The sequence below is a fragment of the Actinobacillus ureae ATCC 25976 genome (genome assembly GCF_000188255.1).
Lineage (GTDB): Bacteria > Pseudomonadota > Gammaproteobacteria > Enterobacterales > Pasteurellaceae > Actinobacillus > Actinobacillus ureae.
The window spans coordinates 373,430-386,308 of record NZ_GL831080.1 but is presented as its reverse complement, the minus strand read 5'-3'; the positions used below and the strand labels follow the sequence as shown (position 1 = coordinate 386,308).

At 40.0% G+C, this 12,879-nt stretch carries 7 protein-coding genes and 3 pseudogenes; 2 read left to right on the top strand and 8 right to left on the bottom strand.

Going from position 1 to position 12,879, the window contains the following annotated elements; genetic code table 11:
• The first annotated feature begins 151 nt into the window (after positions 1-151).
• Positions 152-1,050, top strand: a pseudogene (locus HMPREF0027_RS01915) (LysR family transcriptional regulator).
• 80 nt (positions 1,051-1,130) lie between these two features.
• On the opposite strand, the gene HMPREF0027_RS01910 reads toward HMPREF0027_RS01915, so the two are convergent.
• The 8 genes and pseudogenes from HMPREF0027_RS01910 to HMPREF0027_RS01875 all read right to left on the bottom strand — a co-directional run bounded on the left by HMPREF0027_RS01910 (position 1,131) and on the right by HMPREF0027_RS01875 (position 12,436).
• A complete protein-coding gene (locus tag HMPREF0027_RS01910; protein WP_005621719.1) occupies positions 1,131-1,592 on the bottom strand; it encodes a nuclear transport factor 2 family protein in 462 nt (153 codons plus the stop codon).
• Positions 1,593-1,799: 207 nt separating this feature from the next.
• A complete protein-coding gene (locus HMPREF0027_RS01905; protein ID WP_005621717.1) occupies positions 1,800-3,659 on the bottom strand; it encodes an SLC13 family permease in 1,860 nt (619 codons plus the stop codon).
• A gap of 105 nt (positions 3,660-3,764) precedes the next feature.
• Positions 3,765-5,629, bottom strand: a pseudogene (locus HMPREF0027_RS01900) (SLC13 family permease).
• 104 nt (positions 5,630-5,733) lie between these two features.
• The gene (locus tag HMPREF0027_RS01895; RefSeq protein ID WP_005621712.1) at positions 5,734-6,258 is read right to left on the bottom strand and encodes an MltR family transcriptional regulator; all 525 of its coding nucleotides are present in this window, start codon (positions 6,256-6,258) and stop codon (positions 5,734-5,736) included.
• Entirely contained in the window at positions 6,258-7,397 is a 1,140-nt protein-coding gene (locus HMPREF0027_RS01890; RefSeq protein ID WP_005621710.1) for a mannitol-1-phosphate 5-dehydrogenase, read from the bottom strand. The genes HMPREF0027_RS01895 and HMPREF0027_RS01890 overlap by 1 nt, the downstream gene beginning before the upstream one ends.
• An 85-nt stretch (positions 7,398-7,482) precedes the next feature.
• Positions 7,483-9,375: a PTS mannitol transporter subunit IICBA gene (locus HMPREF0027_RS01885; protein WP_005621708.1), complete on the bottom strand. Its 1,893-nt coding sequence runs from the start codon at positions 9,373-9,375 to the stop codon at positions 7,483-7,485.
• 342 nt (positions 9,376-9,717) lie between these two features.
• A complete protein-coding gene (glmS, locus tag HMPREF0027_RS01880) occupies positions 9,718-11,550 on the bottom strand; it encodes a glutamine--fructose-6-phosphate transaminase (isomerizing) (RefSeq protein ID WP_005621706.1) in 1,833 nt (610 codons plus the stop codon).
• 124 nt (positions 11,551-11,674) lie between these two features.
• Complete coding sequence (locus HMPREF0027_RS01875; protein WP_005621704.1) at positions 11,675-12,436, bottom strand: DeoR/GlpR family DNA-binding transcription regulator; 762 nt, start codon at positions 12,434-12,436, stop codon at positions 11,675-11,677.
• 117 nt (positions 12,437-12,553) lie between these two features.
• Here HMPREF0027_RS01875 and HMPREF0027_RS01870 point away from each other — a divergent pair.
• Positions 12,554-12,862 (top strand): annotated as a pseudogene (locus tag HMPREF0027_RS01870) (sugar transferase); the annotation flags it as partial.
• Positions 12,863-12,879: the final 17 nt, after the last annotated feature.

Below are 12,879 nucleotides of genomic sequence, written 5' to 3'. Positions count from 1 at the left end.
CACTCAAATAAATAAAACTAATTATAGCTATGCAAAATATTTTAAGATGTAAAATAAATCACCGAACGTATAAACCACCAACTTTTTATATTCAAATCAGACACTTTTTTATACAATTCTTTTTTCTAATCATTTCCGATAGCGAAACAATATGTTAAATAAACTTGATGCTTTGAAATACTTTTGTACTGCTGCGCAAACTTTGAATTTCCGCGAGGCAGTAATCAATTAGCCATTTCTCCACCGGTCATAACACGGGTTATTAATGCGTTGGAAAGTGAGTTAGGCGAACAACTCTTCAAACGAACCACTCGTAATATTACCTTAACCGATTTCAGTGAAGAATTTCTATTACACGCCAAGCAGCTTCTAGCTGAAAGCGAACGAGTTTTCAGCTTAGGCAAAAAGCAACAAGATGAAATGGCTGGTACGGTACGTATTACGCTTCCAAAATTACGAGACTAAGAACAAATTTTATCTGAACTGCTACAGGCTCTTAAGCCTTATCCGGATTTAATTATTGATTGGCGAGTCGATGCCGCACGCTTAGATAATGTCAAACATCGAATAGATATCGGTATTCGAGCCAGTAAAGAGCCAGAGCCAAATTTTATCGTGCGCCCATTGATGGAAACGTATGATATTTTTGTCGCATCACCCGACTTTATTGCACACTGGGGAATGCCGAAAGATTTGGATGACTTACGAAAGAATTTTCCGTTCAGTAGTTTAATTAACGCAACAACAGGTCAGCCGTGGGATATTTTCATTGATGAGGATACCATTCTCGTTCCGCAGAAATTAGGCTTTATCACCACAGACATTTATAGTGAATTAAAAGCAGTGCTTGCTGGCAGAACAGTGGCGCATATTAGCAGTAAGATTTACAAACCATATATTGAAAATGGGCAACTTGTACAACTTTTCCTAGAACAGCAATTTGAAAAGTGGCAACTTTATTTATATCATCCTTATCAGCCAATTACTTCACCTCGAGTGTTAAAAGTTTTTGATCTGCTAACCGAAATTATGCAAAAACGTTATAAATAAACATAAAAAAAGCGGTCGAATTTTGTAAAAAACTTGCAAGTTCCGACAGCTAAGGTGAACACTGTTCTTATATGGTCAGCTTACGCTTCCATAGCTGTTACCACAATTTTGGTAATTTGTACTTTATCGCCGTTTTGTTTCGTATCAATATCAAATTTTACATTCCAGCTACCTGCCTGATCACACATATCACCGAATACACGCGCAGTAACTAATAATTCATCATAACCTTTTGATTTGATTTTAGATTCTTGAATCGCACCGTATTTCATTCCGCCTTTTTGGATATTTTTAATCCATTCTTGCTTTGTCATTGTGTCATTTTTTACAGTGATCAATTCAAAATCATCCGCTAACAGACTTTGCAACTTGGCAAAATTAGGGTTAATCAATGCATTATTTAATTCTTTATATACATCAATTACTCTTTCTTGTTGCTCTTGCTTTGCTTCTACATTCGAAATTACAGGTAAACTCGCAGTAATACTTAAGGCAATGCCTAAAAAAAGTGATAAAAAAATATGTTTAAACGTTAATCTCATTATTATTCCTCAAATATCATCTCTTCTCTTTTTTGTTGTAGGCGTATTATAGAGGAATAATTATTAATGACAAGATAGATTGTAGCTAATAGACTATTAACAAAAAAGTAATAATCATTTAGAGATTTTTGTGTACAACTTTAGGCAAGCGGTCGTTTTTTGTATGAAATTTACAAAAAATATCAAAAAACAACCGCTTGAAGCATACTAAGGGAAGAGAATCGGTACCAAAAAGGCAGTGACTAACATCGTAATCACCGTAAAAGGTAAACCGACTTTAAGAAAATCGCTAAAACGATAATTACCGAGCGAAACTACCATTGAATTGACCGGCGAGATCGGCGTCATAAATGCTGCGGAAGACGCAATCGCCACCACCATCACTAATGCTGTCGGCGGATAACCGAGCTGACGAGCTACTTCAATCGCAATTGGCGCCATCAAAATGGCTGTCGCACTGGTTGAAATAAACAAACCGACCACTGCAGTCAATGCAAATAACCCAATCAAGATGAGCGGATATGCCGTATTCGCCCCACCGGTTAAACTGATAAATTTCTCAACCATCAATGCGACACCACCGGTTTTCTGCATTGCTAATGAGAACGGCATCATACCAATCACCAAAATCAAGGTCGGAAAATGAATCGACTCATAAGCCGATTTCATATCAATACAGCGGAATGCGCCCAATAACAAACAGGCAATAAAGGCTGCAATCACATTCGGCACTAGCCCACTAATCATTAAACCAATCATAATTACCAATGCGAATAAGGCATGGGGCGCTTGGCTCGCTGCCGGTACCGCCTGTTTACTTTCTTTCGGCATTCCGATTAAGAAGAAATCTTTGCGAATTTGAACCATTGCGGTAATTTTCTGCCACACTCCCATTACCAGTAAAATGTCGCCGGACTTCACTGTTTCGGTCAGTAAATTATTTTGGAGAATCTGTCCTTCACGCTTAATTCCCACCACACTTAAACCAAAGTTAGAACGGAAATTTAACGCATCAACGGTTTGCCCGATGGTTTCGGTTTCCGGCATCACACCCAATTCCGCCATACCGACCGACTTAGATTGCGTTGAAAAATATTCCCCTTTTAACTCAATCGGCTGCATTCCGAACTCTTCGCAAAGTTGTGCAAAGCGAGTTTCATCTACACCAATATCCATTAACAAAATGTCTTTCTTTTGCAGCTGGTCTTTACCAAATGCAGCTAGGGTAATATGGCGGAAGTTCTTATAACGTTGAATCGCGATAATATTAAGCTGATAAACCGAACGTAGATTCAATTCATCAATAGTTTTTCCAATAAAGTGTGAACCTTCGCTTAACACTACCATTTTGGCTCGCCCATTTAATTTATATTCTTCAATCAAATGCGCCATTGAATCGTCATTATTGACTGATACAGGCACACTGCCATCATCTAACCAGCGACGTACTGCTAACATATATAAAATCCCCAGTACTAAGACTAACGCACCAATCGGGGTAAAGCTAAAGAAATGAAATCCTTCATAACCAGCCTTAACCAATTCAGCGTGCGTCACTAAATTAGGTGTTGTCGCGATTAAGGTCATCATACCACTGATTAAACCGGCAACGGCAAGTGGCATCATTAAACGACGAGGAGAAATATTTAAACTAGCACAAATCGCTAAAGTCACCGGAATAAAAATCGCCACAATACCGGTCGAGCTCATAAATGCGCCGAGCGTACCGATCGATAACATCAGCAAGGCAATCACTTTAGCTTCGCTCGCTCCCGCTACACGCAATAACCAATCACTCATTTGATTCGCCACACCGGTTCGGGCAAGCGCATCACCAATGATATAAAGGAGCGCTAGTAAAATCACGTTGGGATCACCAAATCCGGCTAACGCTTCTTTGGTGGTTAAAATACCGCTTAAACTAAATGCCAATAGCACCATGAGTGCGATGACGTCCATACGCAATTTATTTTGAATAAATAGCACAACTGCAACAGCCAGAATCGCTAATACCCAAAACAAGGGAAATTGCATAAAGGAAGGTAAATAATTGATGATGGTTTGCATAATTCTCTCTTATTGTAAAAAATCCGCCGAATTATACCGCTTCATGCTACTAAAAAAAGCCTGTGATCAATAAAAATCACAGGCTTTTTAGCTAATGGACGCAAACTACAACGGAAATAATAACGGAACTAACCATATCGTCACGCTCATGACTAATAATGTGAACCGCACACCGACTTTCACAAAATCGATAAAGCGATAACCGCCGGGTGCTATCACCATAGTGTTAACCGGTGAAGAAATAGGTGTCATAAATGCCGCTGAGGAAGCAATCGTAATTACCATCACAAACGCAATCGGTGAATAGCCTAATTGTTTCGCCACTTCAATGGCAATCAGCGCCATTAATATAGCGGTAGCCGTATTCGAAATAAACAGCCCGACTAATGCAGTCAGCGCAAATAAACCGACCAACACTAAACTATAATGCGTACTTTCCCCGCCGGTAAGCGCTAAAAATTCTTCTACGATTAACGATACGCCACCTGTTTTTTGCATAGCTGTTGAAAACGGCATCATATCGACAATTAATAACAGACTCGGAATATGAATGGAGTCATAAGCACTTTTCATATCAATATAACGAAACTTACCGAGTAATAAGCAACAAATCAAAGCCGCAAGCACATTCGGTATCCAGCCACTGATCATTAATAACACCATCAGCCCCACAGCAAACAAAGCATAAGGCGCTTGGCTTGCCGCCGGTGCGATTTGTTTGCCTTCTTTCGGCATACCGAGTAAAAATAAATCCTTATTGTATTTTTCAAGCGTAATGATTTTTTGCCAAACACCCATCACTAACAGCACATCACCCGCTTTCACCGATTCGGTAAGTAGATTTTCTTGTAGAATACGATCTTCTCGTTTAATCCCCACCACACTTAAACCGTAAGTCGAGCGAAAATTTAGCTGTTGTACTGTTTTTCCGATACTTTCCGTTTCCGGCATCACTGCAAATTCCGCCATGCCGACCGATTTAGCGTGTGTAGAAAAATATTCGCCTTTTAGTTCAATACGCTGTAATTTGCATTCCTCACATAACATCGCAAACGCATCTTCATCAATGCCAATATCCATCAGTAAAATATCTTTCGCTTGCAATTGATCGTTACCGAACGCCGCCATAATTTGTGAACGGAAATTTTTATAGCGCTGGATAGCAATCACATTCATTCGATATAACGAACGTAATTTTAGTTCGTCCATAGTTTTTCCGATAAACGGTGAGTCTTCTTGCAAAATCACCATCTTGGCACGCCCGTGCAATTGATACTATTCAATCAAATGCGACATACTGTTATCGTCTTTAGCTAACACTTGCACATCGCAATTATCCAACCAACGGCGAGCAATGAGCATATATAGAATACCTAATGGCAGAACAACCAAACCAATCGGTGTAAAACTAAAAAAAACAAACCCTTGGTAGCCGGCTTTAACTAATTCCGCATGCGTGACTAAGTTAGGTGCAGTAGCAATTAAAGTCATCATACCGCTAATCAAGCCGGCAATACTGAGCGGCATCATCATCCGCCGAGGCGAAATATTCATACCCGCACAAATCGCCAATGTTACAGGAATAAAAATAGCAACAATGCCAGTCGAACTCATAAATACGCCCAATAACCCGATCGATAACATCATCAAGACCAATACTTTGGTTTCGCTAGAACCCGCCACCCGCATCAACCAATCACTAATATGATACGCCACACCCGTACGAGCCAGAGCTTCTCCCACCACATATAACAAAGCCAGTAAGACAATATTCGGGTCACTCAAACCGGCAAAAATTTCTTGTGTAGTTAATATGCCCGTTAACCCAAAGCCCAACATTACTAATAAAGCGACAATATCCATTCGCAATTTATTTTGAATAAATAAGCCGACAGCAATCGCAAGCATGCCAACACCCCAAATAATGGATATTGCAAAAAAGCAGGTAAATGATTAACAAAATTCTGCATACTGTTCCCCTTTGCAAAATATTGTTGAAATTATACCGCTTGTGAATAAAAAAAAGCCGGAGATTAATCAAACCTCCGGCTTTTCCTTCCGAAAAATCGTAACGTTATAACGGACTTTCTACATTCAGCTTTTCGTTAATTTCAGTAATAGCAAGAATCAGGCTAGAACGCATTATCCGCTCTAAACGAATCTGCTGCATTTGAAACAACATTGAATCTTTATTATCACCAACCGGCTGATGCTTCAGCATCTCTGCCGCTGGTGCGAGATCTATATGGTGTAAATCTTTGGCAAATTGCACAATTGCCGGATGAGAAAAGGGTAATTCTTCCACCTCATCACTGAGATGCTGCTTTAATTCGATAAACAACGTAATATCTTCAAAAACCTCAGCCGAAACTACACCTAAACCGAGCAATAATTTTAGACGAACAGGTAACTCCGCTAATGGTCCTTGATACTCAAATAAAGAATCCACCACCGATTTCAAAGCAAAATCCGCTTTACGAAAGACGCGCTGAATCAGACGATCAACATTTTGGGCAAATTGATTGGTCGCCAGTGCGAGGAAACCTCGTAATGAGCTCACCTCGCTTAACTGTTCGATAAAATTATCTGAATATGGCATTAGTTATATAACGCAACAACTTGATCAATGACTTCTTGGTTTGTTAAACCGGTATATTTCTCAACTGCTGCGGCTACTCCGTTATCTGCAATAAATTGTGCTAATTCGACCGCTTGCGGGTCTTCTTCATTACGATATTGTAGAGCCATTACCACACCATTGACGAGATTTTTATGCGGTAAGCCGTATTCTAATGTACCTAAGAGAGGCTTAATTAAACGGTCGTTAGGGCTAAGTTTACGAATTGGCTCACGACCGACACGGTTTACATCATCATTTAAGTACGGATTAGCAAAACGTTTTAAGATTTTTTCGATATAAGCAGCGTGCGCTTGCGGGCCAAAATTATAATGTTTAATTAATACCGCACCGCTTTCTTCCATCGTCGCTTTCACTGCCGCTTTCACGCTATCAATAGCGATCGCTTCTTTAATCCATTTCACGCCAGCTTGTTTACCTAAATAGGCAGAAATTAAATGACCGGTATTTAACGTAAATAATTTACGCTCTACAAATGCCATTAAATTATCGGTTAATTCCATTCCTTTAATATCCGGAATTTGACCTTTGAATTGGGTTTTATCCACAATCCATTCGCTAAACTCTTCTACCGTCACTTCTAACGGATCCGCTTCGTTTAATTCCGCCGGCGGTACGATTCTATCGACAGCCGAATCCACAAAACCGACAAATTTTTCAATTTCTGCCTGTTGAGAAGCGGTTAAATTTTCAAAGATTTTTGCTTTAAAGAAACTCGTACCACGCACCATATTTTCACAAGCAATAATATTTAACGGTTGGGTGTTACCCGCTTCTAAACGTGCCGCTAACGCTTTGGCAAATAATGGCGCAATAAAGCCTAATACATTCGGGCCAAACGCAGTCGTAATCAGCTCAACGCTTTTCACTTGTTCAATCACTGCCGCTTCATCTTTTGAGTTAATCGCCGCAATATTTTTTACCACTTCAACACGGCTCGCATCACCTACGATTTTTACGCCGTATTGTTTGTTTTGGTTAATTTGATCAATCTGAGTTTGATTGATGTCGGCAAAGGTGACGAAAACGCCTGAATCCGCCAATAATTTACCGATAAAGCCACGACCGATATTACCAGCACCAAAATGTAATGCGTTCATTCTATGTTCCTCTTTAATTTGTAAAATATTTGAAAAATTTGACCGCTTGCAAGCGAAAATCCCCCACTCACGTGGGGGAACTCACTTATTCGCCTTTTAATAAGCGTAATACTTTTTGCGGATCATCGGTTAAAGTGAGAATTTCCATGGTTTTCTCATCATCTAACGCATTAGTGATCGCACTTACAACTTGGATGTGTTCGTTATTACGTGCCGCGATACCGATCACTAATTTCGCTACACCGTCTTCTTCGTCAGTAAAACGCACACCTTCACGATATTGGCAGAACACGATACCGGTTTTTAATACTTTATCTTTTGCCGCAATCGTACCGTGTGGAACCGCAACCCCTTCACCTAAGTAAGTTGAAACTTGTTGTTCACGTTCAAACATTGCCGGTACATAATCCGCTTCGGCAAAACCTAATTTGACAAGTTGCTCACCGGCAAATTGAATCGCTTCTTCTTTAGTACGCGCAGTTAGGTTTAAGAAGATTTGATCTTCGGTTACATTTAAACCGCCACGTTCGGTTGCCACTTGCGGCACAACTTCAACTGGAATCGCTTTGTCTGTACTGTTTGCAGTAAGTTTTGCCACTAAACCGTCATAGAAAACGCCGTCTAAGAAGTTATTAAGTGATAAATGTTGTGCGGTTTGTACTTGTTTTTGCGCACGTGCGGTTAAGTCTTTGTGAGTTACCACTAATTGCGCATCTTGCGGTAAATCGTTAATTGCTACGTTTTGTACTTCGACATTTAAACCCGCCGCTTGTACTTTTTTGCGTAACATACTTGCACCCATTGCGCTTGAACCCATGCCCGCATCACAAGACACATAAATTTTATGTACATTGCTGAAATCACCTGCTACTGCTGCATCCGCCGCAACAGCACCGCCTTTGCTTTGTGCTTTCATTGCCGTCATTTCCGCTTGTGCGCTTTCTAACGCATCGTCAGAAGCTTCTTCTTTTTGCATTTTGAGTAATACGGATGCAATCACGAAAGTAACTACACATGAAAGAATCACAGAAGCGATAACCGCTAAGTGCCCGCCCGCCGGTGTCATTGCTAATACCGCAATGATTGACCCCGGAGAAGCCGGTGAAACTAAACCGCCACCTAATAATGTATTAGTTAATACACCTGTTGCACCGCCTGCAATGACAGCAAGGATTAAGCGAGGATTCATTAATACATACGGGAAGTAAATTTCGTGAATGCCACCGAAGAAGTGAATGATTGATGCAGAGCTAGCGGTATTTTTTGCAGAACCTTTACCGAATAACATATAAGCAATCAAAATACCTAAGCCCGGGCCCGGATTCGCTTCAATTAAGAAGAAAATTGATTTACCTAATTCTGAAGATTCTTGAATACCAAGTGGTGAGAAGATACCATGGTTGATTGCATTATTTAAGAATAAGATTTTCGCAGGCTCAACAATCACCGATGTTAACGCAAGTAAGTTAGCATCCACTAACGCTCTTACGCCCGCAGCTAATAAATCTGAAAGCGAAGTAACAACACCACCGATAAAGCTAAATGACAGTAGCGCTAATAACATACCGATAATACCGGCTGAGAAGTTATTCACTAACATCTCAAAACCGCTTTTCACTTTACCTTCGATTGCTTTATCGAATGTTTTGATTGCCCAGCCGCCAAGTGGGCCAACAATCATTGCGCCTAAAAACATGGGAATTTCAGAACCCACGATGATACCCATGGTAGTAATCGCACCAACTACCGCACCACGTTCACCACCAGCTAAACGACCGCCGCTATAACCGATTAATAACGGTAATAAATAGGTAATAATCGGGCCGACAAGTTTACCTAAACTTTCATTTGGCAACCAACCGGTAGGAATAAATAATGCGGTAATAAAACCCCAGGCGATGAAAGCCCCGATATTCGGCATCACCATATTTGATAAGAAACGCCCAAAACTTTGGACTTTAACTTTAAGATTAGACATAACTGCTCCTAAACAACAGTGTAGAGAAAAAGGGATTAAAATCTGTGCATAAATTAGCACCAGTTCTCAAAGTTACCAAAATGTTTCTATTGAATTTGTGAACAAGATCACATTAAATTTTCCGCCATTTTTGAAAAATGTGATACAAATCACACTTATATAAATACACTTCCAAAAATTGTGATCTACATCACAATTTCAACAAACAAGCGGTCTAATTTTACAATTTTTTTACAAGTAACTCCAAGTAGCTTATTTGCAAAAAAATCCTGAAATTTAACCGCTTAAAAAAAGAAAAAAGCCTTTGAGCTTTCGCTCAAAGGCTTAAGTGAAATAGATTGATTACTCAACAGTTACCGCTTTCGCAAGGTTGCGAGGTTGGTCAACGTCCGTACCTTTAATTAATGCGATGTGGTATGAAAGTAATTGTAACGGCACTGTGTAGAAGATTGGTGCTGTTACTTCATCAACACGTGGTAACACAATTGTTTTGAAACCAGTTGTTTCTTCGAAACCAGCTTCGTGATCTGCGAAGATATATAACTGACCGCCACGCGCACGTACTTCTTCGATATTTGATTTCACTTTTTCAAGTAAATCATTTTCCGGTGCAACTACTACTACCGGCATTTCGCTGTCGATTAATGCTAACGGACCGTGTTTTAACTCACCTGCAGCATAAGCTTCTGCGTGGATGTATGAAATCTCTTTTAATTTTAATGCAGATTCCATTGCAATCGGATAGTACTCACCACGACCTAAGAATAAAGTATGGTGTTTATCTGCGAAGTCTTCAGATAATTTCTCGATTGCTTTATCAAACACTAACGCACTTTCAATTTGCGCCGGTAAACGTTGTAATGCTTGAACAATGTGGTGTTCTTGCTCTTCAGATACCGTGCCTTTTAAGCGACCGATCGCCACATTTAAAAGAAGCATACAAGTTAACTGAGTCGTAAATGCTTTTGTCGATGCAACACCGATCTCAACACCCGCTTTCGTCATAAATGCGAAATCTGACTCACGAACAAGTGAAGAACTTGCTACGTTACAAATCGTCATTGCTGACATATAACCAGATTCTTTCGCTAAACGTAATGCCGCTAATGTATCCGCTGTTTCACCTGATTGTGAAAGCGTAATTAATAAACTATTCGGGCGAGTTACGAATTTACGGTAGCGGAACTCAGATGCAATTTCAACATCACAGCTCACACCAGCGATAGCTTCAAACCAGTAATGAGCAACCATACCCGCATTGTAAGAGGTACCACAAGCTACGATTTGTACGTGTTCAACTTTCGCTAAAATCTCTGCTGCATTCGGACCAATTGCATCAATTTTCACTTTACCGTTTTCGATACGGCCGTCTAAAGTATTCATGATCGCTACCGGCTGCTCGAAAATTTCTTTCTGCATATAGTGACGGTATGGACCTTTGTCTGCAGCATCCGCTTCGAAGTTACCTTCGTGAATTTCACGTTCAACTTTTTGACCGTCACGGCTATAGATATCTACAGTGTGACGAGTAATTTCCGCTACATCACCTTCTTCAAGGTAAGCAAAACGACGAGTTACGCTTAATAATGCTAATGGGTCTGATGCTAAGAAGTTTTCGCCAACACCATAACCGATAACTAATGGGCTGCCAGAACGTGCAACGATTAAACGAGACGGATCATCTTGATTCATTACTACGGTACCGTATGCACCACGTAATTGAACTACTGTTTTTTGAACCGCTTCTAATAAAGAACTTGATGTACGGAGTTCACACTCAACTAAGTGAGCGATTACTTCAGTGTCAGTTTGCGACTGGAATACATAACCACGCTCTTGTAAAGCCACTTTTAATTCTTCATAGTTCTCAATGATACCATTGTGAACCACTGCAATTTTGCCGCTGCGATGCGGGTGAGCATTGGTTTCCGACGGTTCGCCGTGCGTTGCCCAACGAGTGTGAGCAATACCTGTACCACCAACTAATGGGTTTGCAGAAATAGCATCGTCTAATGCTTTTACTTTACCTACACGACGAACAATTTGCATATTGTGTTCTTCATTTAGAACTGCAACACCCGCAGAGTCGTAACCACGATACTCTAAGCGGTGTAAACCATCTACTAAAATATTAGCTACGTCGCGTTGTGCTACTGCACCTACAATTCCGCACATAATGTCTTTCCTATGTTAAAGTTAAAAAAATAATAAATAACTGGGTAACGGGTAATAAGCAGTGATTCTGATGTGCCGATTCCATCAAAATATGAGCCATTGCCACTGTTTATTATTTGCTTGTTTAATCACAAGCCACAATCACCTCTACACCATGCGATTCGATGGTCTTTTTAATTTCTTCATCAATATCGGCATCAGTGATCAATTTATTCACGCCTTTCCACTCAAGCTCAAGATTTGGCATTTTACGCCCCATCTTTTGAGACTCAATTAAGACGATAACTTCTCGAGAAACCTCCGCCATAATTTGGCTTAAGCCTACGAGTTCATTAAATGTTGTGGTACCACGTACTAAATCTAGACCATCTGCTCCAATAAATAGTTGGTCAAAATCGTAAGAACGTAGTACTTGCTCGGCAACTTTACCTTGGAATGAATCAGAACGAGTATCCCAAGTACCACCGGTCATCAAAACCGTAGGCTCATTATCAAGCATGGTTAATTCGGTTGCTAATGCTAATGAATTAGTCATAATCACTAAGCCCGTCTGGTACAAGGCTTTTACCATCGCTCCGGTCGTACTGCCGCTGTCAATGATAATCCGATTATGATCTCGAATATGTTTTACCGCTTCATTCGCAATCGCTAATTTTTGTTTTGAAAGTTGCTCGTTACTATCTTCTATCATTTCTGATGGAATTTTCACTGCTCCACCATAGCGACGTAATAACAAACCGCTTTCTTCTAAAGCGGTTAAATCCTTACGAATCGTCACTTCAGAAGTTTCGAAGAAACTTGCCAATGTTTCAACACTCACCTCTCCCTGTTCTTGTACCATTTTTACAATTAGGTGGCGACGTTGTTGCGTATTTCTTTTTGACATACTTTCCTCATGAAAAGTTTCGATATTTAATATCTAAATTTCGTTTTAAAACATCTGAATTATATTAGATGATTTTATTTATGCAACTTTTTGTATAAAAAATAAGACCAGCTAATTTTTATTCGTCAAACAAGCTTAGATGAGCTACCACAGTTATTTAATGTTCTTGTCGGACAAATGAGCTTAGTTGGGCCTCGACCGGTTGTAACAGATGAGCTTGTTTATTATAAAGAGAATTTAGATTACTATCTGATGGCAAAACCAGGTATGACAGGTTTATGGCAGGTGAGTGGCCGTAATGATGTGGATTACGATACACGTGTTTATTTTGACTCTTGGTATGTGAAAAACTGGTCATTATGGAACGATATTGCGATTCTTTTTAAAACAATTACTGCGGTGCGTAAGCGAGCAGGAGCATATTAGAAAATTAAAAGCAGAAA